This is a genomic window from Spiribacter pallidus (genome assembly GCF_040838495.1).
GTDB lineage: Bacteria > Pseudomonadota > Gammaproteobacteria > Nitrococcales > Nitrococcaceae > Spiribacter > Spiribacter pallidus.
The window spans coordinates 283,811-305,787 of record NZ_JBAKFM010000001.1; the positions used below are offsets into that span (position 1 = coordinate 283,811).

Annotated in this window: 23 protein-coding genes; 11 read left to right on the plus strand and 12 right to left on the minus strand. The window is 66.6% G+C overall.

Annotation, left to right across the window (positions count from 1 at the left end; translation table 11 throughout):
- Nucleotides 1–7: 7 nt before the first annotated feature.
- Complete coding sequence (locus tag V6X73_RS01325; protein ID WP_367958122.1) at nucleotides 8–1,114, plus strand: GTP cyclohydrolase II; 1,107 nt, start codon at nucleotides 8–10, stop codon at nucleotides 1,112–1,114.
- Here the strand turns inward: V6X73_RS01325 and V6X73_RS01330 are convergent.
- Genes V6X73_RS01330 through V6X73_RS01340 form a run of 3 tightly spaced genes read right to left on the minus strand, consistent with a single transcriptional unit; the run spans nucleotide 1,111 to nucleotide 2,991 of the window.
- Complete coding sequence (locus V6X73_RS01330; RefSeq protein ID WP_367958121.1) at nucleotides 1,111–1,884, minus strand: creatininase family protein; 774 nt, start codon at nucleotides 1,882–1,884, stop codon at nucleotides 1,111–1,113. The two genes, V6X73_RS01325 and V6X73_RS01330, sit on opposite strands and share 4 nt — an antisense overlap.
- 5 nt (nucleotides 1,885–1,889) lie before the next feature.
- Complete coding sequence (locus tag V6X73_RS01335; RefSeq protein WP_367958120.1) at nucleotides 1,890–2,570, minus strand: uracil-DNA glycosylase family protein; 681 nt, start codon at nucleotides 2,568–2,570, stop codon at nucleotides 1,890–1,892.
- Between the two features lies 1 nt (nucleotide 2,571).
- Nucleotides 2,572–2,991 carry a hypothetical protein gene (locus V6X73_RS01340; protein WP_367958119.1) on the minus strand — a complete coding sequence of 140 codons (420 nt, stop codon included), beginning with the start codon at nucleotides 2,989–2,991 and terminating at the stop codon, nucleotides 2,572–2,574.
- A 102-nt stretch (nucleotides 2,992–3,093) separates the two neighbouring features.
- On the opposite strand from V6X73_RS01340, the gene V6X73_RS01345 reads away from it, so the two are divergent.
- From V6X73_RS01345 to V6X73_RS01365, 5 genes are read left to right on the plus strand one after another with little or no spacing between them, the layout of a single operon-like run.
- The gene (locus V6X73_RS01345) at nucleotides 3,094–3,564 is read left to right on the plus strand and encodes a ProQ/FINO family protein (protein ID WP_367991039.1); all 471 of its coding nucleotides are present in this window, start codon (nucleotides 3,094–3,096) and stop codon (nucleotides 3,562–3,564) included.
- A 29-nt stretch (nucleotides 3,565–3,593) separates the two neighbouring features.
- A complete protein-coding gene (locus tag V6X73_RS01350; RefSeq protein WP_367958117.1) occupies nucleotides 3,594–3,776 on the plus strand; it encodes a hypothetical protein in 183 nt (60 codons plus the stop codon).
- Nucleotides 3,777–3,800: 24 nt separating this feature from the next.
- A complete protein-coding gene (locus V6X73_RS01355; RefSeq protein ID WP_367958116.1) occupies nucleotides 3,801–4,721 on the plus strand; it encodes an ABC transporter substrate-binding protein in 921 nt (306 codons plus the stop codon).
- 18 nt (nucleotides 4,722–4,739) lie between these two features.
- Nucleotides 4,740–6,530, plus strand: a complete 1,791-nt coding sequence (locus V6X73_RS01360; protein WP_367958115.1) for an SLC13 family permease — start codon at nucleotides 4,740–4,742, stop codon at nucleotides 6,528–6,530.
- A 49-nt stretch (nucleotides 6,531–6,579) separates the two neighbouring features.
- Nucleotides 6,580–8,001 carry a M20/M25/M40 family metallo-hydrolase gene (locus tag V6X73_RS01365; RefSeq protein ID WP_367958114.1) on the plus strand — a complete coding sequence of 474 codons (1,422 nt, stop codon included), beginning with the start codon at nucleotides 6,580–6,582 and terminating at the stop codon, nucleotides 7,999–8,001.
- Nucleotides 8,002–8,012: 11 nt separating this feature from the next.
- Here V6X73_RS01365 and V6X73_RS01370 read toward each other — a convergent pair whose 3' ends face one another.
- On the minus strand, nucleotides 8,013–8,780 hold the full coding sequence (locus V6X73_RS01370) for an SDR family NAD(P)-dependent oxidoreductase (RefSeq protein WP_367958113.1): 768 nt from the start codon (nucleotides 8,778–8,780) through the stop codon (nucleotides 8,013–8,015).
- A 33-nt stretch (nucleotides 8,781–8,813) separates the two neighbouring features.
- On the opposite strand from V6X73_RS01370, the gene V6X73_RS01375 reads away from it, so the two are divergent.
- Genes V6X73_RS01375 through pdeM form a run of 4 tightly spaced genes read left to right on the plus strand, consistent with a single transcriptional unit; the run spans nucleotide 8,814 to nucleotide 14,507 of the window.
- The gene (locus V6X73_RS01375) at nucleotides 8,814–9,818 is read left to right on the plus strand and encodes a ligase-associated DNA damage response exonuclease (protein ID WP_367958112.1); all 1,005 of its coding nucleotides are present in this window, start codon (nucleotides 8,814–8,816) and stop codon (nucleotides 9,816–9,818) included.
- Nucleotides 9,818–11,407 (plus strand): ATP-dependent DNA ligase, encoded by a 1,590-nt coding sequence (locus tag V6X73_RS01380; protein WP_367958111.1) that lies wholly within the window; start codon nucleotides 9,818–9,820, stop codon nucleotides 11,405–11,407. Before V6X73_RS01375 ends, V6X73_RS01380 begins: the two co-directional genes overlap by 1 nt.
- A complete protein-coding gene (locus tag V6X73_RS01385) occupies nucleotides 11,404–13,845 on the plus strand; it encodes a ligase-associated DNA damage response DEXH box helicase (protein WP_367958110.1) in 2,442 nt (813 codons plus the stop codon). The genes V6X73_RS01380 and V6X73_RS01385 overlap by 4 nt, the downstream gene beginning before the upstream one ends.
- On the plus strand, nucleotides 13,842–14,507 hold the full coding sequence (pdeM, locus tag V6X73_RS01390; RefSeq protein ID WP_367958109.1) for a ligase-associated DNA damage response endonuclease PdeM: 666 nt from the start codon (nucleotides 13,842–13,844) through the stop codon (nucleotides 14,505–14,507). Before V6X73_RS01385 ends, pdeM begins: the two co-directional genes overlap by 4 nt.
- A gap of 145 nt (nucleotides 14,508–14,652) precedes the next feature.
- Here pdeM and V6X73_RS01395 read toward each other — a convergent pair whose 3' ends face one another.
- The 8 genes from V6X73_RS01395 to V6X73_RS01430 form a co-directional block, all read right to left on the minus strand.
- Entirely contained in the window at nucleotides 14,653–15,498 is an 846-nt protein-coding gene (locus tag V6X73_RS01395) for an ion transporter (RefSeq protein ID WP_367958108.1), read from the minus strand.
- Nucleotides 15,495–17,060: a cryptochrome/photolyase family protein gene (locus V6X73_RS01400; RefSeq protein WP_367958107.1), complete on the minus strand. Its 1,566-nt coding sequence runs from the start codon at nucleotides 17,058–17,060 to the stop codon at nucleotides 15,495–15,497. The genes V6X73_RS01395 and V6X73_RS01400 overlap by 4 nt, the downstream gene beginning before the upstream one ends.
- A complete protein-coding gene (locus V6X73_RS01405; protein WP_367958106.1) occupies nucleotides 17,053–17,853 on the minus strand; it encodes a M23 family metallopeptidase in 801 nt (266 codons plus the stop codon). The genes V6X73_RS01400 and V6X73_RS01405 overlap by 8 nt, the downstream gene beginning before the upstream one ends.
- A gap of 28 nt (nucleotides 17,854–17,881) precedes the next feature.
- Nucleotides 17,882–18,205, minus strand: a complete 324-nt coding sequence (locus V6X73_RS01410) for a class I SAM-dependent methyltransferase (RefSeq protein ID WP_367958105.1) — start codon at nucleotides 18,203–18,205, stop codon at nucleotides 17,882–17,884.
- Nucleotides 18,198–18,740, minus strand: a complete 543-nt coding sequence (locus tag V6X73_RS01415; RefSeq protein ID WP_367958104.1) for a Fur family transcriptional regulator — start codon at nucleotides 18,738–18,740, stop codon at nucleotides 18,198–18,200. The genes V6X73_RS01410 and V6X73_RS01415 overlap by 8 nt, the downstream gene beginning before the upstream one ends.
- Nucleotides 18,741–18,805: 65 nt before the next feature.
- Nucleotides 18,806–19,252: an Hsp20/alpha crystallin family protein gene (locus V6X73_RS01420; RefSeq protein WP_367958103.1), complete on the minus strand. Its 447-nt coding sequence runs from the start codon at nucleotides 19,250–19,252 to the stop codon at nucleotides 18,806–18,808.
- A gap of 85 nt (nucleotides 19,253–19,337) precedes the next feature.
- Complete coding sequence (tsaB, locus tag V6X73_RS01425) at nucleotides 19,338–20,036, minus strand: tRNA (adenosine(37)-N6)-threonylcarbamoyltransferase complex dimerization subunit type 1 TsaB (protein WP_367958102.1); 699 nt, start codon at nucleotides 20,034–20,036, stop codon at nucleotides 19,338–19,340.
- Nucleotides 20,033–21,319: an MFS transporter gene (locus V6X73_RS01430; protein ID WP_367958101.1), complete on the minus strand. Its 1,287-nt coding sequence runs from the start codon at nucleotides 21,317–21,319 to the stop codon at nucleotides 20,033–20,035. Before V6X73_RS01430 ends, tsaB begins: the two co-directional genes overlap by 4 nt.
- Nucleotides 21,320–21,435: 116 nt before the next feature.
- On the opposite strand from V6X73_RS01430, the gene ectA reads away from it, so the two are divergent.
- Nucleotides 21,436–21,969: a diaminobutyrate acetyltransferase gene (ectA, locus tag V6X73_RS01435; RefSeq protein WP_367958100.1), complete on the plus strand. Its 534-nt coding sequence runs from the start codon at nucleotides 21,436–21,438 to the stop codon at nucleotides 21,967–21,969.
- The last annotated feature ends 8 nt before the right edge of the window (nucleotides 21,970–21,977 follow it).

A 21,977-nucleotide genomic window follows, 5' to 3' on the forward strand; every position in this document is an offset into this window, starting at 1 on the left:
ACAATCCATGCAACGCATTCGCCGTGCGCTGACCGATCTGCGGCGCGGAGAGCCGGTTCATCTCGACAACGGCCCGGCATCGGTGATCATTCTCGCGCTTGAGATGTTCCAGTCATCGGTGCTTCCGACACTCGATGGCATGACCCGACGCACACCCCGATTGGTCTTGAGAGACCATCGGGCCCGGGCGGTGGGCCTGGACATCGGGGACGAGCAGGACCTGGCATTTCCCTGTCACGATCCAGGGTTGCTCGCCGACCCGGTCGGCCTCGGCCTGGGCGATGAGCTGCCCGACGCCCTGGCTGACCACGCCGAGCGTGCCCTCACGGCGGAGCGGGCCGGGCTTGCACTGGCCCGCTCGGGTGGCCTGCTGCCGGCACTGGTGAGCCTGCCGGTGGATACCGGCAGTGGCCTGCTCGAAGCGGCCATCAACGAGATGGAAATCCTCTCGGTCACCCCCCGGGCGGTCGCCGATTTCACCCGCATGGCCCACGAGCCGCCGGTACGCGTCAGTGAAGCGCAGGTCCCCCTGGAGCCGTCCGAATCCGCCCGCTTTGTGGTCTATCGCGAGGCCGACGGATTGCACGAGCATGTCGCCGTGCTGATCGGCGATCCGGCGCAATGGCCGGCGGCCCCCTCGCTGCGCCTGCACTCTGCCTGTCTGACCGGCGATCTGTTCGGCTCGCTGCGCTGTGACTGCGGTGAGCAGCTACGCAATGCCGTGGCCATGATTCGCGAAGACGGCGGCGGGGTATTGCTCTATCTCGCTCAGGAGGGCCGCGGGATCGGTCTCGCCAACAAGCTCCGCGCCTATGGCCTGCAGGACACCGGCCTCGACACCGTGGATGCCGATCAGCGCCTGGGGTTTGGCCCGGACGAGCGCCGCTATGAAAGTGCCGCAGCCATTCTGCGGGACCTGGGGCTGACCCGGATCCGGCTTGTGACCAACAACCCCGAGAAAATCGCCGCCCTCGAAGCGGCCGGTATCGGCATCGAGGGGCGATCGGCAGTTCACGGGCTGATGAACCCGCACAACCAGCGATATCTCACAGCCAAGGCGGACCGCGCCGGCCACTGGCTGGACGCGGTCATCACCGACTCGGCCTCCCGCTAAGGCTGCCCTGGCAAGGGCCAGCTGCCGGCCCGGGTCAGTATGGCGGTCAGCTCGTCGGCGTAGTGCGCCACCAGTCGCTCACCCAGTTGCGGCGTCGCCAGGCTGGCATCGCCGGCCACCCCGTCCGGGCCGATATCCTCGGCCAACCAGGCGATCCGCCCCGAGGCATTCTCGTACCCCAGAGTAGAGGTTTCGGGATGATGCGCCCCGACGGGATCAGACGGCTGGACCGGGCCTACTTGCCGGGGATGCAGCGCCTGCATGATCGCCGTCTCGACGGCACCGCCGTGGATACCCACATCCCATTCACGGTCAGCCAGGAGCTGCGCCGGGCGCGGAAAGTCGAAATAGCAGCTTTTCACCACCAGCATGCCGTGCCGGCGACGCATCCGCAGCCCGGCATGCTCCATGGCCGCCCCATTGCCGCCGTGGGCGGTGAATATCACCAACCGGCGCAGACCACTGCGCGCCAGCGAATCCCCCAGATCGTCGAGTAGCGCCTCCATGGTGGCCGGCGAGAGCGCCAGCGTCCCCGGCCAGTCGGCGTGCTCCATGCCCTGCCCCAGGGCAAGAGTGGGCAACTGCAGCACGTCGGTGCCCGCCGGCAGTCGGTGAATGGCCCGTTCGACCAGCGCCCGGGCGATCAGCGTATCGGTTGCCAACGGCAGATGCCCGCCGTGCTGCTCAGTCGCCCCCAGGGGCAGCACCGCCACGGTCCGATCGTTGACCCGTTCGGCCACCGCCACGGTGGTGAGATCCGACCAGTCCATCGGATTCACGGCGTGCCCTCGATGCGCTCGAGTCGTGCCTCGAGCAGCCCCGGGAAGTGTTTGAACCAGGTGGCGTTGAGCGGCGATGGATGCGGCAGCGGGTGGAGCGTCAGCGGCCGTGGTTCGCCTTGTGGCGTGACAAAGTCGACGGTCAGCTCGGTCTCGAAGCGATCCGCCTGGCGCCAGTGATGGGTGAGGTGTTGCCGCAGCGCTGCCGGTTGATTGATGCCAAACCAGAAAAACGCCTCCCGCCCCAGGGTGATGACGTGCCGCCCCGTCCATTGATGGCTGAGCACCTCGGCGACCAGCGGCTGGAATCGCCGTTTCACCCCCATGGACCAGGCTTTATTGCCCAGCGGCTTGTAGGGGACGGTGTTGGCCCAGAAGTAGCCCTCGCCCGCGGCGAGGGCCTGTTCGGTGGTGACGAGCTCGCCGTGATAATGCCGCCGGTAGAGCACCCGACGGAGCTGGCGGCCGCCCGCACCAATGAACGGCACGCCGATGTGGATCTCATCGCGCCCGGGGTCTCGGCCGAAGAACGCGATCTTTGCCTCGCGGGGACCAAGCCCGAAGACCGGATCGTGCACATCCCGGCCGGCGGCGCTGTAGACCGCCTCGTCCACCCCGGCAAGCTGATCGGCCTCGCGGTGAAACCGCTCGGCCAGGGCGGCGGGCAATGTCCGCATCTCAGTGCAGCGTCGCCTGACGCTCGCGGGTGTCCTTGAGCACACCCACCACATCCTCCTCCCAACTCTTGGCAAGCGGTGACCGTGCCACCAGTGCCGAGATTTCGTCGGCGCTGACCAGATCGCCGTCGTCGTCTTCCACGCTCAGACGGGCGTGGTCCTCGCCGCGCAATTCATAGGCGCGCTCGCCACTATCACCGTCACCGACACGCAGGGTGATCTCGTCGGCATCGATGACCGCCCGCCAGTTGACCTGGGCCATCCAGCCCCGCGCGTTGGAGTACAGCGAGACACCGGCCAGTTCATGGCCCTTGCCTTTTTGGTTGTCCATGACATGGACGCTGCTTGTGAGATGCTCGAACGGGCTCTCTTCAAGGATCTGCAGCAGTTCTTCCTTGGCAATCATGGCATCGGTGGTCATGGGGCTCACCTCGCGATGGCTAGGTTGTCATTATTGCATCATACAACCCGATCGGCGGTCTGTTGACCCACTCCACCATGCGGTATGTTAAAAGCAGTGCAGTTGAAGGAATCGACGCGGATCAGTATGGCTACCACGCCCAACCAGAAACGCCGCCGGGCACAGCGGACACAAGCGTTCGTCGAGACACTCACCCAGCGCTTTCCCGCATGCTTTACCCGCAACCGGGATGACGTCCGGCCGTTGGCCATCGGCATCGAGAAGGCCATCCGCAGCCAGCTCGAGAAGGATGACGCCACCGAGCCGGTGCCGGGCTGGCTCATCCGTCAGGCCCTTGCCCGCTACACCCGCACGCCGGCCTATCTGGCGGCGGTGATGGCCGGCGGTGATCGCATCGATCTGGACGGCAACCCGGTCGAGCCGGTCACCGAGGCAGCCATCGAGCACGCCAGCGCCCGACGCGCCGAGCAAAAAGCCCGGGCTGCCGAGCGTCGACGCCAACAGGCCGAGGCCAAAGCGGAACGCGAGCGATCGGAAAAACTCCAACGCCTCGCCGATCGGTTCAATCAGTAGTTTTCGTCAAAAAGGACAGGAACGAGCCCGTGGAGCGAGATATCAATCTGGCCGAGATGAGTCGTGAAGCTCTGGATGCGTTGCGCGCCCAGGTGGACAGCGAACTGGAGGCGCGGGCCTTCGAGCGGCAGCTGCGCCGTGAACTCGATTCCCACCTGGACAAACAGGCCTGGATCGATCGACATCACCGGGCGCAGGATCAGCGGCGCTGACGCCGCGTTGCACCGCGGCAAGCCATGAACGCCGAGCGTATCGTCTCGCTGCTGCCCGGCGGCACCGACATTGTCTGCGCACTGGGCCTCGAAGACCGGCTGGTCGGCATCTCGGCCGAATGCGATCAGCCCGCCTCGGTCATGGACCGCCCCCGGGTCAGTCTCTCGCTGCTGGACACCGGTGATGCCGAGGCCGCCGAGATCGATCGCCGCGTCCGCGATCGACTGGCCGCGGGCGAGCCCCTTTTTCGGGCCGATCATGAAGCGCTCGCTGCGCTGCGCCCTGATCTGATCCTCTCGCAGTCCCTCTGCGATGTCTGCGCCGCCACACCCGATGCGCTGACCGCCGCAGCGGTGGGTGACGCCCGGGTGCTCGCCCTCGACGGCCGGGATCTGGACGGACTGCTCGCCGATATTCACACCGTTGCCGCGGCCGCCGGTGCCACCGACCATGGACAGGCGCTGGTTGACCGGCTCGTGGAACGGCGCCTGGCGATTGGCACCCCACCGGCGCCCCGCCCACGGGTGTTGACCGTCGAGTGGCCCGACCCGCTTTTCATCGGCGGTCATTGGGTGCCGGATATGGTCGTCGCCGCCGGCGGTGCCCCCTTGGGCCAACCCGGGGCCCATTCCACCACCGTGTCATGGGAGGCGGTCCAGGCGTTCGACCCCCAGGTCATCCTGATCATGCCCTGCGGTGAGGATCTCACCGGGGCGGCCGACGCCCTGGCATCGCTGCGCCGGCGACCGGGGTGGCCGGCATTGACCGCGGTGCAATCGGCAGCGGTCTATCTGCTGGACGGCAATCGGCACTTCAGCCGCCCGGGGCCCAGCGCCTTCACCGGGCTTGAGATCATCGCCCACATCCTGGGGACTGGTCAGCAGGATCCGGCGGCGGGATACTGGCGCCCGGCGAGCCCGTCGGAGTACCGCGCCGATCGCTGAAATTGCAAGGGAGTCTCCATGGCCTGGGAAGGCTGGTTTACCATTGCCGTTGTACTGATGGTCCTCGCCGGGCTGGCCAGCAACATCGCGGCACCGGTCGGGGTGGTATTCACGGCGGTGGCTTTGCTGGTGACCGTCGGTGCGCTGACCGGCACCGATCGACTGATCAGCCCGGCCGAACTGGCCGACGGGTTTGGCAGCACCGGACTGCTGACCGTGGGGCTGCTCTTTGTCGTGGCCGCTGGTCTGACCCGCACCGGGGCAGTGTCGTTGATCGCCGAACCGCTGATCGGCCGGGCCAGAGGGCTTCGCTCGGCACAATGGCGATTACTCACCCCCGTGGCCGGACTGAGCGCCTTTCTCAACAACACCCCCATCGTCGCGCTGTTCCTGCCGGTGGTCGATGATCTGGCCCGGCGCCTCAAGCTGCCCGCCTCGCGGCTTTACCTGCCGTTGAGTTATGCCGCCATCCTCGGCGGCACCTGTACGCTCATCGGCACCAGCACCAACCTGATCGTCAACGACCTGCTCCGCACCCGCGCGGCAAGCCAGGGGCTGGGGCTCTTCGATCTGGCCTGGGTGGGCGTACCGGCCACGATCCTGGGTCTGGGTTATCTGTTACTCGCCTCGGGCTGGCTGTTACCGGATCGGCGCGAGGCCATTGCTGAACGCCTGGATCCGCGTCGCTACACCGTTGAACTGCTCGTCGAGCCGGACGGCCCGATGGTGGGCAAGACCATCGAGGGGGCCGGCCTGCGGCATCTGCCCGATCTGTTCCTTGCCGAAATCGAGCGCCATGGACAGGTCATACCGGCAGTGGGCCCGGATGAGGTACTGCGCAACGGCGATCGACTGGTCTTTGTCGGTGTCCTCGAGTCGGTGGTCGATCTGCAGAAAATGCGCGGGCTCAAACCGGCAACCGATGCGGTGGATGACCTGGAAGATCCCCGCCGGGAGCGTTGTCTGGTCGAAGCGGTGGTTGCCGAGGCCTGCCCGCTGGTCGGACGCAGCATCCGGGCCGGACGATTTCGCGAGCGCTACCGGGCCGCCGTGATTGCCGTGTCACGGGCCGGTCGCCAGCTGCCCGGCAAGATCGGTGACATCGTCCTGCGCCCAGGCGACACCCTGCTGCTCGAGACCCACCCCAGCTTTATCGAGCGCCAGCGGGATGCGCGTGATTTCTATCTGGTCAGTGGGGTCGACGACTCCGCGCCGCCCCAGCACGACAAAGCCCGGATCGCCCTGCCCATTCTCGCCGTGATGGTGGTGCTCGCTGCCCTGCCCGGGGTGAGCATGCTCAACGCCGCCCTTCTGGCGGCGCTGGCTTTGATCGCAACGCGTTGCATGGATCCGGGGGCGGCGCTGCGCAACGTCGACTGGAACGTCCTGCTGGTCATCGGCGCGGCACTGGGCATTGGCCAGGCAATGGACAACAGCGGCGCCGCCGCGGTGATCGGCCAGCAGGTCATGGGGCTGACGGCCGGGTCGCCGCTGCTCACCCTGGCGGCGATTTATCTGCTCACCCTGATTGCCACCGAGCTGATTACCAATAACGCCGCCGCCGTGCTGGTCTTCCCGATCGCGATGGCCGCCGCAGAGTCACTGGCTGTCTCGCCCATGCCGTTTGTGGTGGCGATCATGATCGCCGCCTCGGCAGCGTTCGCCACGCCCATCGGCTATCAGACCAATCTGATGGTTTTCGGCCCCGGGGCCTACCGCTTTGGCGATTACCTGCGCTTCGGTCTGCCGCTCAACCTGCTGGTCATGGCGGTGGCGTTGACCCTGATCCCCATGGTCTGGCCCCTCTAGACGGTGGCCGTTAGGCTGGTGGATCGGCATTGAACCAACCGGAGCTGCCATGAGCGACACCCTGCCCATCGACAAGGCCCGAGCCCAGGTCGACGAGGCCTGGCGAACGGACATCCTCCCTGCCCTTGAGGATTTCATCCGCATCCCGGCCAAATCCCCTGCTTTCGATCCGCACTGGGCCACCCACGGCTATCTGGACGAGGCCGTCAGCTTGGCCGAGGACTGGTGCCAGCGCATCGCACCACCGCAAAGCCAGGTCGAAGTCATCCGTCTGCCCGGTCGAACGCCGTTGCTGTGGGTGGATGTGCCCGCCACCGGCGAGGGTGAAGCCCTGCTTTATGGCCATCTCGACAAACAACCCGAGGCCAGCGGCTGGGACAGCGACAAGGGGCCCTGGCAGCCGGTCATTGCCGAAGACCGCCTCTACGGCCGCGGCGCCGCCGACGATGGCTACGCCCTGTTTGCCTCGCTACAGGCGATCCGCCTTCTGCATGACGAAGGGGTCCCCCACCCCCGGTGCATGCTGGTCATCGAGTGCGCCGAAGAAAGCGGCAGCCCGGATCTCGCCGCCCAGCTCGATCATCTTGCCGATCGGCTCGGCAACCCGGGGCTGGTGGTCTGCCTGGATTCCGGCTGCGCCAATTATGAGCAACTCTGGGTGACCACCTCCCTGCGTGGCATGGCCGCCGGCGATCTCAGCGTCGAGGTCCTCGAACGGGGGGTCCACTCAGGCGATGCCGGGGGGGTGGTGCCGTCGAGCTTCCGCATTGCCCGGGCGTTGATCGAGCGGCTCGAGGAAAGCGCCACGGGCCGCATCACCCATCCGGCCCTGCAGGCCGACATCCCCGAAGAGCGGCGACGGCAGGCAACGGCCGCCGCCGAAGTCATCGGCGGCGGACTGGCGGGCAAATTTCCGTTTGCCGGCACGACCCGACCCAATGCCACGGATACCGCCGAGCTGATCCTCAATCGCACCTGGCGACCGGCGCTGGAGGTGATCGGGGCCGAAGGGCTGCCGGCCAGCTCCGAGGCGGGCAATGTCCTGCGTCCGCGGACCGCACTGCGCCTGTCGCTGCGACTGCCCCCGACCGTGGACGGTGAGACAGCAACCCGGGCGATGGCCGAGACATTGACCGACGATCCACCCCAGGGAGCCCGGGTGCAGTTTCATCCCGGTGGCTCGGCAAACGGCTGGAATGCCCCGGGTTTTGCCGGTTGGCTGGAGGACAGCCTCAACGCCAGCGCCCGGCGTTGGTTCCAGCGCGAGGCGGTGTTCATGGGCGAGGGCGGCAGCATCCCGCTGATGAACCTGCTGGCGTCGCGATTCCCGGCCGCCCGCTTTCTGGTCACCGGGGTGCTGGGGCCGGGGGCCAACGCCCATGGACCCAACGAGTTCCTGCATCTGCCCATGGCCCGCCGGTTGACCGGTGTGGTCGCCGAGGCCCTGGCCGCCCAGGCCACATCGGCCTGAGTGCGGCCGGCCTACCAGGTAATCCGCGCGCCATCCCAGGCCAGAAAGGCGCCCGAGTCGGCCTCGGTGGCACCATCGATGCGGGCCAGCAGCTGACCGGCAGCATAATCCGGCGAGAAAAGCTTGCCGGCCGGCACCCGGGCCTGGAAGGGCTCGGAGAGGCCAGTATCGGTGGTGCCGGGGTGCAGCGCCAGGCAGATGACGCGGCGAGCCCGGCGGGCGCACTCGATGGCAAGCCCGCGGGTGAACATGTTCTGTGCCGCCTTGCTGGCGCGGTAGGCATACCAGCCGCCCAGCCGATTGTCGCTGATACTGCCCACACGGGCGGACAGATTGGCGATCACGGCCCGCTCGCCATGGTTGAGTCGATCGAAGCAGTGCCGCACGACCAGCGCCGGCGCCAGGGTGTTGATGCGAAAATTCCGCTCCATGCCCTCGGCGCTGATGTCCTCGAGGCGTTTTTCCGGCCAGATCCTGTGGTTGGCATCATGCAGAAATCCAAAGGCGTTGATGAGCAGATGAAGCCGCACCCCGCGGGCCCGAAGCTCGCCGGCCATGGCTTCGATGCTGTCCGGATCGGCGACATCGACATGGATGGGGGCAAGCCGCTCGCCATACGCGTCGGCGAGCGCCGCGAGGCTCGCCTGCCGGGGTGTCCGACTGGCGGCCCAGACCCGTCCGACCGGGGTATCCTGCAGCAGCCTTTTCACCAGGGCACCGCCGATGCCGCCGCCCGCGCCGACGACCAGCGCCTCGCAGTCATTATCAAGATGCTGCATTCATCCTCCTGCACCTCGCGATACAATTGACCGATGTCCCAGCCGCTCATCCAACCCACCGACCGGGGGCTCTACTGCGCTGCCGGCGATTTTTTCATCGACCCGTGGCGCCCGGTCCCGCAGGCGGTGGTCACCCACGCCCATGCCGACCACGCCCGCCCCGGCAGCGACCAATACTACGCCGCCAGCCCCGGGCTTTCGCTGTTACGCCGCCGATTGGGCCAGAACGCCCCCCTGCGTGGGCTCGACTACGGAGTGGTCCATTCGTTCGGCCCGGTCAGGGTGAGCCTGCATCCCGCCGGTCATATTCTCGGCTCGGCCCAGGTGCGCGTCGAGCATGACGGCGAGGTCTGGGTGGCCTCGGGGGACTACAAGCGCGATCCCGACCCGACCTGCGAGCCCTTCGAGCCGATCGCCTGCGATACCTTTATTACCGAGGCCACATTCGCCCTGCCCGTCTATCGCTGGCCGCCGGTGGCGTCGGTGGCCGCCGAGATTCAGCAGTGGTGGCATGACAACGCCCGCCAGGGGCGGACCACGGTGCTTTTCAGCTATGCCCTGGGCAAGGCCCAGCGACTGCTCGCCGCGCTGGAGCAACCATCCCCCGGCCCGATCTATCTGCACGGCTCGGTGGCCCCGCTGACCGACGATTACCGCGCTGCCGGCATCCCGCTGCCCACCACCCGCCGTGTGAGCGAGGCCCCGGCGGATGAGGACTATGCCCAGGCGCTGGTGATCGCACCGCCCAGCGCCGGCGGCTCCACCTGGATGCGACGTTTTCGCCGACCGGCGACCGGGTTTGCCTCGGGCTGGATGCGCATCCGCGGCAATCGGCGCCGGCGCGGCTACGACCGTGGATTCGTTATCTCGGATCATGTCGACTGGCCCGGGCTTTTGCAAACGCTGGCCGAGACCGGCGCCAGGCGGGTGCTGACCACCCATGGCCGGGCCGACGAGCTGGTGCGCTACCTGGGTGAGCGGGGGCTGGAAGCCCGCCCACTGGCGACGCTCTATGGCGATGTCGAGGATGATGGCTGATGCAGGCATTCGCCCGTCTTTATCGCCAGCTCGATGAGCAGCGCGGCACCAACGCCAAGGTCGATGCCATGGCCGATTTCTTTGCCCGGGTCGAGCCCGACGACGGGGCCTGGGCGGTCTACTTTCTCAGCGGCCGGCGACTGAAGCGGCTCATCGGCCCGGTCCGGCTGCGCGAATGGCTGGCCCGATGCAGCGGGCTGCCCGAGTGGTTGGTCGAAGAAACCCATCAGCACGTCGGCGATCTGGCCGAGACCATCGCCTTGATGCTCGAGACCACCGGCGATCGCGATCGGCACGATCCTCGGCCGCTTGCCCGCTGGGTGGAGGAAGAAATACTGGCACTGCGGGATATCGAAGCGCACGAGCAGTACCAGCGGGTGACCGCCGCCTGGCAGGCGCTGGATGAATCCGGCCGGTTTGTCTACAACAAACTGCTGACCGGCGCACTTCGGGTCGGGGTCTCGCAGACCCTGGTGCAGCGCGCGCTGGCCCGGGCCACTGGACAACCCCAACCGGTGATCGCCCACCGCTTGATGGGTCAGTGGCAGCCGAGCGTTGATTTTTTCAAAAGCCTCTTCGAGGCTCGCTCGGCCGACGAGGACGCCTCGCGGCCGTATCCGTTCTTTCTGGCCCATCCGCTCGAAGGGGATCCGGCCGATACGCTGGGGCCCGTCCATGACTGGCAGCTCGAATGGAAATGGGATGGCATCCGCGCGCAGCTGATTCGCCGTCAGGGCCAGACCTGGCTGTGGTCGCGGGGTGAGGCGCTGATCGCCGAGACCTTTCCGGAGATTGTTGAGGCCGCCTCGCAGTTGCCGGATGACACGGTGGTCGACGGCGAGATCCTGGCCTGGGACGAGGCGGTACTGCCCTTTGCCGAGCTACAACGTCGCCTGGGACGCAAGCGCGCCGGCCCCAAACTGCGCCGCGAGGTGCCGGTGCGGCTGCTCGCCTATGATCTGCTCGAACAGAGGGGTGAAGACATCCGCGAGCGGCCGCTCGGGGCACGCCGCCAGACCCTCGAGGCCCTCATGGCGAATGTCCAGGCACCGTTGATGTGCTCACCGCTGATTCATGCCCGGCAATGGTCGGAGCTCGCCGATCGGCGTGCCGAGGCCCGCGAACGCCGGGTCGAGGGGGTCATGCTCAAGCGTCGCGACAGCGCCTACGGCGCCGGTCGGCCGCGGGGGATCTGGTGGAAGTGGAAGGTAGCGCCCCTCACCCTCGATGCCATCCTGCTCTACGCCCAGCCCGGTCACGGTCGCCGGGCCAATCTCTATACCGACTACAGCTTTGCCGTGCCGGATGGCGACACCCTGGTGCCCATTGCCAAGGCCTATTCAGGGCTGGATGACGCCGAGATCCGGCGCCTCGACCACTGGATCCGCCGTCACACCCGCGAACGCTTCGGCCCGGTCCGATCGGTGGAGCCGGTGCAGGTCTTCGAGCTCGCTTTCGAGGGCATCGCCCCCTCGAGCCGACACAAATCCGGAGTCGCGCTGCGTTTTCCGCGCATCAAGCGCTGGCGCGAAGACCTCGGCCCCGATGATGCCGATACCCTCGAGCAGATCCGGGCCCTGCTGCCATGAGCCAGGCCTTTCCCCGGGCACTGACTGATTACTTTGCCGCCAGGGGCTGGACGCCGGCGGCCTTTCAGCGCGAAGCCTGGGCGGCGTACCGATCGGGCGAGAGCGGGCTTATCCACTCGGCCACCGGTTCGGGCAAATCCCTGGCTGCCTGGGGCGGGCCGCTTGCCGAAGGCATCGACAACGACCGTGCCAGCCCGGGGCTCATGGTGCTCTGGATCACACCGCTGCGGGCGCTGGCCGCCGATACCGTGGGCAATCTGCAGGCCGCGGCCAGCGGCGTGGGTCTGGACTGGCGGGTAGAGGCCCGCACCGGCGATACCGCCAGCAGCGCCCGCAGCCGGCAACGGCAACGCCCGCCCGCGGCGTTGGTCACCACGCCGGAGAGCCTGTCGCTGATGCTCTCCTACCGGGATGCCGGACGGCAGTTTCGCCATCTCCAGGCGGTGATTGTCGATGAATGGCATGAGCTGATGGGGACCAAACGCGGGGTCCAGCTCGAGCTCTGCCTGGCCCGATTACGCCGGCTGCGGCCGGAGCTTCGCACCTGGGGGCTGTCAGCGACACTGGGCAATCTGGGCGAGGCCCAGGACACCCTGCTCGGCGAGGACAGCCACAATGGTCGGCTGATCGAGGGGCCGTCGGCCCGGCCGGTTGCCATCCAGGCGCTGTTACCGGAAGGCTGCGAGCGTTTTCCATGGGCCGGCCATCTGGGCACGCGTCTGAGCGAGGGGGTACTCGCCCATCTTGATCAGCCCGGGACCTGTCTGCTTTTTACCAACACCCGATCGCAGGCCGAGCGCTGGTTCGAGACCATCCTGCATGCGCGCAGTGACTGGCTCGAGGGGTTGGGACTGCACCATGGCTCGATCGACCGGCGGCTGCGACAGCGCATCGAGACGGGTCTGGCCAGGGGCGAATTTCGCTGCGTGGTGGCCACATCCAGCCTTGACCTGGGCGTGGATTTTTCTCCGGTCGATCGCGTCGTCCAGATCGGCAGTCCCAAAGGCATCGCAAGGCTTGCACAGCGCGCCGGCCGCAGCGGCCATCAACCCGACGGCCGCAGCGCGATTCTCTGTGTCCCCACCCATGCGCTGGAACTGGCCGAAATCGCCGCCGCCCGGCGGGCCTGGCAGGCAGGCGTCATCGAAGCCCGTCCGCCACTGCAAAACAGCCTCGATGTCCTCGCCCAGCATCTGGTCACCCTGGCCACAGGCGAGGGTTTTGACCCGACCGAAACCCTTGCCGAGGTCCGCACTACCCACGCCTACCGCGCGCTCGAAGACAGCGCCTGGGACTGGGTACTCGCCTTCATCACCCACGGCGGTCCAGTGCTCGCGGCTTATCCGGACTTCCAGCGCGTGGTCGAGGCCGCGGATGGACGCTATCGGATCGCCTCGCGGCAACAGGCAAGCCGCCATCGCATGAGCATCGGCACCATCAGCAGCGATACCGCCGTCTCGGTGCGCTACCAGGGTGGCGGGTATATCGGCAGCATCGAGGAGAGCTTCATCGCCCGTCTGAAGCCCGGCGATGTCTTTCTGTTCGGCGGCCGCAGCCTCGAGCTGATCCGGGTCCGCGATCTCACCGCCTGGGTCCGTCGGGCCCATCGACGTCGGCAGGCGATTCCGCGCTGGCAAGGCGGACGGCTGCCGCTGTCCAGCGAGCTGGCCGACCAGGTACTCAGCCTGCTGGCCGAAGCCGACCAGGGCCGGTGGCAAGAACCCGAGATGGCAGCCCTGCGGCCCCTGCTGGCGGTGCAAAAGCGCTGGTCCAGCCTCCCCGGCCCCGACCGGTTGGTCATCGAGCGCACCCGCTCGCGGGAGGGCGAGCATCTTTTTATCTATCCATTCGCCGGACGGCTGGCCCACGAGGGGCTGGCCACCCTGGTCGCCTGGCGCCTCGCCGGGTACCGGCCCGCCACCTACAGCATGGCGGTCAATGACTATGGCTTTGAATTGCTCGGCCGTGAGATGCCCGCGCTTGATACAGCAAGCCTCGGGGCGATACTGACCACCGACGATCTGGTGGACGACCTGCTCGGGGCCATGAACGCCAGCGAACTGGCCCGGCGTCAGTTCCGGGATATTGCCCGCATTGCCGGGCTGGTCTTTCAGGGGTATCCCGGCCGCGGCAAGAGCAACCGCCAGTTGCAGGCCTCAAGCGGGCTGATGTTCGACACCCTGAGCCGGTACGACCCGGACAATCGTCTGCTCGAACAGGCGCGACGCGAGGTCCTGGAAAGCGCGCTCGAGGTCGAACGTCTGCGCCACGCCCTCGAGCGGATGAAAACCCAGGAATGGACGATCAACCACACCGAACGACTGACGCCGCTGGCCTTTCCGCTCTGGGCCGAGCGGCTGCGTAACCGGCTGACCACACAAAGCTGGGAGGATCGGGTGGCAAGGATGATCGGTCAACTGGAGAAAGCCGCGTCTTGAGCACCACCGATCTGCCCATCCAGCTCGCCGGCCAATGGCTGCAGTTGCTGCCCGAGCGGGCGGTCTACTGGCCGGGCCAACGGGCGCTTTTGCTGGCCGATCTGCATCTGGGCAAGGCGGCGGCCTTCCGGCGGGCCGGCGTGCCGGTGCCCGCAGGGCAGAGCGCCGCCACGCTGACCCGACTGTCGGCGCTCATCGACCACTGGCAGCCCGAGCGCGTCTACTGGCTCGGCGATATCCTGCATACCTCGCTGGCCACCGACCGTGACCTCGAAGCGCGCCTGCATGCATGGCTCGAGGGCCATCCGGGCGTTCAGTTCCATGCCGTGCCGGGCAACCACGACGCCGCTCTCGAGCGTCTGACGCCGGCACTGACCCTGTTGACCGAGGGGACGCAGCGCGACGGCCTGGCGCTTTGTCACTATCCCGACGAGGCCACGCCGTCGGCTCAACCCTGGATCGCCGGGCACCTGCATCCGGTGGTCCGCCTCAGCGGCGGCGGTGATGCACTGCGCCTGCCGGCTTTCATCATCCGGGGCGACCAGGGATTGATCCTGCCTGCGTTCGGCGAATTCACCGGCGGTGCCCCCGTGGGCCCGGGCGATGGGTGTCGACGATTGGTCACGACCGGCGCGCGGGTGATTGAAGTCGGCCGCGATTGACCGGGTTCGGCGGGTGGCACCGGCGTGATCCGGGCAAAAAAAAGCCGGCATTGCGGCCGGCCAAGAGGAGGAGAGAGAGAAAACCCTCTGTTGCGTTGCAGTATAGCAAAATCCGGCTCGGATGAACCTATTCCTGCCACGCCTATCACTCGTTCTTGACATGCATCAATGCTTTGCGTTCCAACGTCTCGAGCCGCCGATCGGTGCGGCGCAACAGCTCGAGGATTTCCTCGCGCTCCTGGTGCGCACGGGCCTCTGACTCGGCCCGGCGCTCGTCTTCTTCTTCCCAGTGCGCCGACTGCATGGTGTTGACGATGATACCGATAAAAAGATTGAGGATCGTGAACGCCGTCACGAGGATGAACGAGACAAAATAAAGCCAGGCAAAGGGATAGGCCGCCATGACCGGCCGGGCGATCCCCATCGACCAGCTCTCGAGGGTCATCACCTGAAAGAGGGTATACATCGACCGACCCAGGGTGCCGAACCATTCGGGGAAGCGCTCACCGAAAAGCTCGGTGCCCATCACACCAAAGATGTAGAAGACCAGGCCGAGCAGAAAGACAATCCAGCCAATACTGGGAATGGCCGAAACCAGCGCCTCGACCAGCAGTCGCAGACGCCGGACGGTCGAGAGAAGACGCAGCACCCGCAGGATCCGCAGTGAGCGCAGGATGCTCAAAGGCCCGGCGGTGGGCACCAGCGAGATACCCACGATGATGAAATCGAACCAGTTCCAGCCACTGCGGAAAAAGCGCGGCCCCCAGGCAAAAAGCTTGATGCCGATCTCGAGGGCAAAAATGGCCACGATGGCCGCCTCGAGCCCCAGGATCCAGTCTCCGGCCCGGGCCATGACGCCATCGGAAGTGGCCAGGCCCAGCAACACGGCGTTGGCGATGATCAGCCCGATGATGCCGTAATGCGGGATGGGCGATTCGATCCACCCGCCGGCCCGTTCCCGCCAATGCTCGAACATCGGGGCCTGCCTCATCCACCGCCCCCATGGTCAGCCAGCCGAGTGCGCAGCGCCGCGGCGGCCTGGCGGATCTCGCTGCGTTCGGCATCGCTTTTGCGTTGCAGGTTACGGAACTGGAACTGCAACCGCCGATTGCCACCGAGCTGGGCCTCGTGCCGGTCGAGGAAATCCCAGTACAGGGTGGTAAAGGGGCAGGCCGTGTCGCCAACCGCCTTTTTCGGGTTGTAGCGACACTGGGCGCAGGCGTTACTCATCCGATCGATGTAGGCACCGCTGGCGCAATAGGGCTTGGTCCCGACCACCCCGCCATCGCCAAACTGGCTCATCCCCAGCGCATTGGGCAGGCTCACCCAGTCCACGGCATCGAGATACATCGCCATATGCCAGCGATGGAAGGCATACGGGTGCACCCCATAGAGCTGGGCGAACAGGCCCAGGACCATGAGCCGCTGGATGTGATGGGCATAACCATGGGTGAGCAGTCCCTCCATTGCATCCGCCAGACAGGCCATTTCGGTGTCGCCATCCCAGAAAAACGCGGGCATCGCCTGCTCATGCCCCAGGGCATTGAGCTCGGCGTAATCCGGCATTTTCAGCCAGTACACCCCGCGAATGAACTCGCGCCAGCCAAGCACCTGACGGATAAAGCCCTCGACCGCGTTGAGCGGCGCCCGGCCGGCCCGCCAGGCGGCCTCGGCTTGCTCGATGCAATCGCGCGGATCGAGCAGATGCAGGTTGAGCGAGGTGGACAGCCGGGCATGAAAGAGCAGCGGCTCACCGGTCCAGATTGCATCCTGCCAGGTCCCGAAGGCCGGCAGGCGATGCTCGATGAAGTCATCCAGCGCGGCCCTGGCCTGGGCCGGCGTCACCGGTTGGTTGAAGTCGGCGGCATCACCGGGGTGGTCGGCATAGCGCTCGCGGACCGCGGCAATCACCCCGGCGGTCAGGGCATCGGGCTGAAACTGCGGATGGGCCGGCAGCGCCCCTGGTCCCTCGGCACCGAAGGCGGCCCGGTTGTCCTTGTCGAAGTTCCAGGCGCCCCCGGCGGGCTGGTCACCCTCCATCAACACGCCATAACGCTTGCGCATGAGACGATAGAAATATTCCATCGTGAGACTGCGCCGCCCCTCGGCCCAGCGGGCAAAGTCGGCGCGGCTGGCCAGAAAGTGCCTGTCGTCGCGCCAGTCCAGCGGGATACCGCGTTCGGCAATCACCGCGCAGAGGGCCTGCTCGATCTGCCAGTCCCCGCATTCCATCATAACAACCTCGGCCGGCCGCAGCCGGTCCAGGTCGTCGGCCAGATGGTCGGCCAGGCTTCGCGGCGCCGCCCCGGGGGGGTGGTCCTCGATGGCGTGGTATTCCACTGTCACCCCACGGCCACGCAATTCATCGCGGAGGTGGCGCATGGCCGCGAAAAACAGCACAAGACGCTGTTGATGCACCGCGTCCCGGGAAGCCTCGGCACTCGCCTCGGTCATCCAGACCCGATCGCGGCCGGCATCCAGGTCATCAAAAAGCGCGCTCTGGCGATCCAGTTGATCCCCAAGCACCACCACCAATCGATTCGATTCAGTCATTGCCCCGCACCTCCTGCATGGGTGGGACCAGCAAGGTGGGATCGATGCGCTGATCGAACCAGTTCACGCGCCAGTCCAGGTGGGCGCCGGTCACCCGTCCAGTGGCGCCGACCCGGGCGATGACCTGACCGCGACGGATCGCCTCGCCCGGTGAGACGAGCATTTCGGATAGATGCAGAAAGCTCGACGACAGCCCCTGGCCATGATCGACAATCAGCGTCCCGCCCGAGAAAAAAAGATCCGGCTCGGCCAGGGTGACCACCCCGTCCGACGGCGCCCGCACCGGTGTGCCGGTGGGGCGGGCGATATCGATGCCGTAATGAGGTTGTCGGGGCTGACCATTGAGAATGCGCTGGCTGCCATAAACCCCGGAAATCGGCCCGGTGAGCGGCCAGCGCCAGCCGGCATCGAAGAAACGCTGTGGCAGACGCCGGGCGCGGGCGTCGCGAACTAACGCCGCATCCCGCCGGATCCGCGCCAGGGTCTCGGCATCGGGACTGACCTGATTGTCCGGCAATCCGTCAATGCGCTGGATGTCGTAGGCACGGGTCTCGATCGTCAGGCGGTGGCGGGTCACGCTTCCATCGGCGGCCGTCACCGTGATCACCGGCTGCTCGGGGGCGTCCCGACCCAGCCCCAGCAGAAAACGCCCCTCCTCATCCACCGGGACCGCATGGCCAAGAAAACGCACCTCGCTGCCGGGCGGCACCTCGCCGTGCAACAGACCCCCCTGGCGTCGGGGGCCATCCAGCTCGAGCGCCATGGCCACACCGGCCAGAAGCCAACCAGCCATGGCGACAAGCATCGCGGCACCCCGGGGACTAGGCAAGCGACACCCCCGGCTTGTTCTCGCGAATGGCCGTCATCATATAGTTGACCGCCAGACTGGATGTGTAGCGGAACCGCCGCGTCACGGGACTGACCGCCACGCCGGTGCGGTCAACAACCGAGAGCCCCGCAGCGGGTCGATCATCCGCGTCGCTGTGGTAATGCTCGGCGACGCGTTGCCGGAGATACCCCACGCGAAACCGGTTGAGCCCGTGCAACGGCCAGAAGGGCCCATCCGGGTCCCACCAGGCCTGGGCCAGGCGGTGATAATGCGCGGTCTCCCGGGGGTCGACACTCTCGCCGCGGGCATCAGTCATGGACAACACCCCGGTCATTCGCGTTGTCGCGACACTCCGGGCACAGCCCCTCCAGTTCGATGGTCTGATCCACCAACGAAAACCCCTGGTTTTCGGCTTTCTCACGGATAAGCCCGGCGATGGCCGGATCATCCAGCTCGGCCACCGCCTCACAGCCCTGACAGATCAGAAACTGCCCGGCATGGTGGTGATCGGGCTGGCCACAGCCCACGTAGGCGTTGAGAGAAGCGAGACGATGGATCAGCCCCTCAGCCAGGAGAAAGTCCAGGGCCCGATAGACGGTGGGCGGCGCCGCCGAGGCCGATGCCTCCTGGAGCCGTGCCAGCAACTCATAGGCCTTGACCGGCTGATGGCTGGCCCAGATCAACTCGAGCACCCGTCGACGCAGCGCCGTCAGGCGGCGTCCCCGCTCGGCGCAGAGCCGCTCCGCCTCGGCAAGGGCCTCGTCAATACAGTGCTGATGGTCGTGATCGTCGCCCGGGAATGGATTGACGACATGGGTCGTCGCCCGGTTTGACTGAAGGGTTTTACGCATCGATATGGCTCCTGACCCAGCGGCTAGCCTACGGTCATCGGCCCGATACGTAAAACCCTGAATGGTTAGTGTTTCACCGGAATCCGGCGGCTGTGACTGGCCTTGTGCTTGCCAATGGTGACGGTCAGCACACCGTCATGGCCCTTGGCTTCGATGGCCTCCGGGTCAGCATCATCGGGCAGCGCGAATCGCCGGTAGAACACTCCGTGGGAACGCTCCATCCGGCGCACTCCGTGCTCGGTCTGCTCATGTTCGGTGCGCCGCTCACCCTGGATGCTGAGCATGCCGTGCTCCATGGTGACCTCGATATCCGCCGGCTTGACGCCCGGAATATCCGCCTCTACCCGGTAATGATCGGCCTCTTCGCGGATGTCCACCGCCGGGACCCACTGGCTGGTCTCAACGGTCGAGCCATCCGGCGCACCGCCCAACCAGGGGGCGTCGAAGAAACGATCGAGTTCGCGTCGCAGATCCATTAATCCGCCGATGGGTCGATAGGGTTTGAGCTCCATGATGGTTACCTCCTCGATGAGATGAATCGTTGCTCACTTTCCATCCCTCCCTCGCCAACGGATATATGGGCAAGGGACAAGGGTTTCAACCATCGCCACCCACGGGTGTTTGGTGGGCCACCCGATCGCGCAGATAGCGGGGCTCGAGGGCTTCGGGCCGCAGGATCTCACCGGCGGCAAACCGCGCTGCGGCCAGTGCCATTGCACAATGCATCTCCGGCACCATCCCCGCCTCACACCCGACCAGCCCGTCGCGGTGTGCCAGCGCCGGAAAGCGGGCAAAACCGCTGCCCACGCCCAACCAATCCCCCGTCGGCAGCGCCCATGTGTCGGGGTCTGCCAGCCACTCCGCGCCCACCGCCGTGGTCCATCCGGCGTCATCGACGCGATAGCAGCCGGCATAGACCTCACCCATTCGGGCATCGAGCAGCGCCGCGATGGCCTGACGCCCGGGGTGCGCCGCCCGGGCGGTCTCGGCAAGGATCTGCAAGGTCGATAACCCCACCACCGGGCAGCCGACTCCCATCGCGATCCCCTGGGCGACACCGACGCCGATGCGCACACCGGTAAACCCACCCGGCCCGCGACCACAGGCCACCGCGTCCAGTGCCGAGCGCCGGACCCCGGCTTCGGCCAGCAACTCGTCGGCCAGCGACAACAGCGCATCGGTCCGCGCCCGGCCGTGATCATGGCGCCGGGTGATGACCTGACCGCCATGCATCAATGCCACCGAGCTGACGCCGGTGGCGGCCTCAAGCCCCAGAATGACGGGGGATCCACTCATGGCTCGGTCTCCGGTGTGGGCGCCGGCGGCCCTTCGTCGAACTGAAACTCCAATTGCACTTCCTCATAGCGCGGGTCCAGGCCACCGGCATAAACCCCTTCCCGTGGCACCACCCGATAGGTATCCGGCTCGCCGACCGGAATCGGCGGCCCGATCCGCTGGCGCAGCCAGGCGAAGGCCCCCAGGGCCAGCCCGGCGCCGGCAAGGGCGTAGAAAAGCCCCACCGGCCCGATCAGGGCCATGAGCTGAGAGGCCACCAACGGTCCGATGATCATCCCCAGACCATGGACCAGGAGCAACCCGGCGGTGGCACCCAGCATCTGGGCGCGACTGAGGAAATCATTGGCGAGCGACAGCGCGATGGGGTAGAGGGTGAATGCCAGCCCGCCCCAGAGCACGGCCAATGCGATGACCCACACAGGCCCGCGACCCGTGGCGAGTACGATCGCCAGACTGCACACCGCCATGGCAAGACTGACCCCCACCAGCACGTCCCGCCGGTTGAACCGGTCCGACAGATGACCGATGGGCCACTGAAGCAAAAATCCGCCGAGGATCGACAAGCCCATCAGCAGCGCGATGCCGGCATCGGCAAATCCGGTCTCACGGGCATAGACCGGCGCGAGCCCGAGGAAGGCGCCGTTGATCATGCCCGCCAGCGCCGATCCCACCACCCCCAGCGGCGAAGCATCCAGAAGGGCCCGCAGGGTGACCCGCTCGATGCTGGGCAGCTCCGGCGAGACGATCCGCGTGATGGTCACCGGCACCACCGCCGCAGCGATCAGCATCGCCGCCAGACTGAAGAGCTCGAAGCCACCGGAGCGACCGGTGAGCAACAGAAACTGCCCCCCGCCAAGCGCGACATAGGTCACAATGCTGTAGACGCCCAGGACCTGGCCCCGGCGCTCGGTGGGTGTGCGATCGTTCAGCCAGCTTTCGGTGACCATGAAAAGCCCGGCCAGACTGAGTCCGTACGCCAGACGCAGCCCCGCCCACACCCAGGGGGTGATCAACATCGGATAGACCAGCGTGCTGATCGCTGCCATGGCCGCAAACGCAGCAAAGCTCCGGATATGCCCGACGGCCGCAATGATGGGGGCGCAAAGGCGCGTGCCAATGACAAAGCCCACCGGATAGCAGGCGGTGATCACACCGATCAGGGTGGTGGGGAAGGTCTCCTCGGACATCCGCACACCCACCAGCGTGGTCAGCAGCCCACCGCCGCCGAGCAATAACCCGATCGAGACAAAAAGCGCGACAAATGGCGAGATAACGCGGTACACGGCCAGAGTCTAGTGCAGCCATCGGCGATTGGCCATGATCGATTGGCAAGCCCCGGGACGGCATTGCTAAGATCTGCGCCCTACCCTGGCAACAACCCCGGCAGGAGTGATCATCCGTGATTCTCGAGGAAATCCCCGATCAGGGCATCCGTCTACGCGCCCCCGAGCATGACGAAGGCGGTGCCATGTGGGAAGTGGCCAGGGCGACCGGCACCCTGGATTTGAACTCGAGTTACCTCTACATGCTGCTGGCAAGGGATTTTGCCGACACCTGCGTCGTCGCCGAGCGGCAGGGCAAGGTGGTGGGTTTTGCCAGCGGGTATCGCCGCCCGCGCCATCCCGAGGTGATCTTTCTATGGCAGGTGGGAATCCACCCCGATCACCAGGGCCAGGGGCTGGGCAAGCGGCTTATCGCCGCTTTCCTCCGCCAGCCCGGTGCCGACCGTGCCAGCATGCTAGAGACCACCATCGCCCCGGATAACGAGGCCTCGAGGGCGCTGTTTCAGGCGATGGCCCGGGAGCTTGAGACCGATTGCCGCGTGTCGCCCTGCTTTGCTCCGGAGGACTTTCCCGAGCCCGGCCATGCGGCCGAAGAGCTTTTTACCATCGGCCCGTACCGGCCCGATGCCCTCAACCGCCTGGCGCCGTAGCGCAACCC

Coding starts and splice junctions, on each gene's coding strand:
- V6X73_RS01415 (WP_367958104.1), bottom strand. CDS start 18,740: ATGCGTAAAACCCTTCAGTCAAACCGGGCGACGACCCATGTCGTCAAT.
- V6X73_RS01355 (WP_367958116.1), top strand. CDS start 3,801: ATGAACGCCGAGCGTATCGTCTCGCTGCTGCCCGGCGGCACCGACATT.
- V6X73_RS01335 (WP_367958120.1), bottom strand. CDS start 2,570: ATGCGGACATTGCCCGCCGCCCTGGCCGAGCGGTTTCACCGCGAGGCC.
- V6X73_RS01370 (WP_367958113.1), bottom strand. CDS start 8,780: ATGCAGCATCTTGATAATGACTGCGAGGCGCTGGTCGTCGGCGCGGGC.
- V6X73_RS01400 (WP_367958107.1), bottom strand. CDS start 17,060: ATGACTGAATCGAATCGATTGGTGGTGGTGCTTGGGGATCAACTGGAT.
- V6X73_RS01330 (WP_367958121.1), bottom strand. CDS start 1,884: ATGGACTGGTCGGATCTCACCACCGTGGCGGTGGCCGAACGGGTCAAC.
- V6X73_RS01420 (WP_367958103.1), bottom strand. CDS start 19,252: ATGGAGCTCAAACCCTATCGACCCATCGGCGGATTAATGGATCTGCGA.
- V6X73_RS01405 (WP_367958106.1), bottom strand. CDS start 17,853: ATGGCTGGTTGGCTTCTGGCCGGTGTGGCCATGGCGCTCGAGCTGGAT.
- V6X73_RS01360 (WP_367958115.1), top strand. CDS start 4,740: ATGGCCTGGGAAGGCTGGTTTACCATTGCCGTTGTACTGATGGTCCTC.
- V6X73_RS01325 (WP_367958122.1), top strand. CDS start 8: ATGCAACGCATTCGCCGTGCGCTGACCGATCTGCGGCGCGGAGAGCCG.
- tsaB (WP_367958102.1), bottom strand. CDS start 20,036: ATGAGTGGATCCCCCGTCATTCTGGGGCTTGAGGCCGCCACCGGCGTC.
- V6X73_RS01365 (WP_367958114.1), top strand. CDS start 6,580: ATGAGCGACACCCTGCCCATCGACAAGGCCCGAGCCCAGGTCGACGAG.
- V6X73_RS01410 (WP_367958105.1), bottom strand. CDS start 18,205: ATGACTGATGCCCGCGGCGAGAGTGTCGACCCCCGGGAGACCGCGCAT.
- V6X73_RS01385 (WP_367958110.1), top strand. CDS start 11,404: ATGAGCCAGGCCTTTCCCCGGGCACTGACTGATTACTTTGCCGCCAGG.
- V6X73_RS01340 (WP_367958119.1), bottom strand. CDS start 2,991: ATGACCACCGATGCCATGATTGCCAAGGAAGAACTGCTGCAGATCCTT.
- V6X73_RS01375 (WP_367958112.1), top strand. CDS start 8,814: ATGTCCCAGCCGCTCATCCAACCCACCGACCGGGGGCTCTACTGCGCT.
- V6X73_RS01395 (WP_367958108.1), bottom strand. CDS start 15,498: ATGAGGCAGGCCCCGATGTTCGAGCATTGGCGGGAACGGGCCGGCGGG.
- V6X73_RS01380 (WP_367958111.1), top strand. CDS start 9,818: ATGCAGGCATTCGCCCGTCTTTATCGCCAGCTCGATGAGCAGCGCGGC.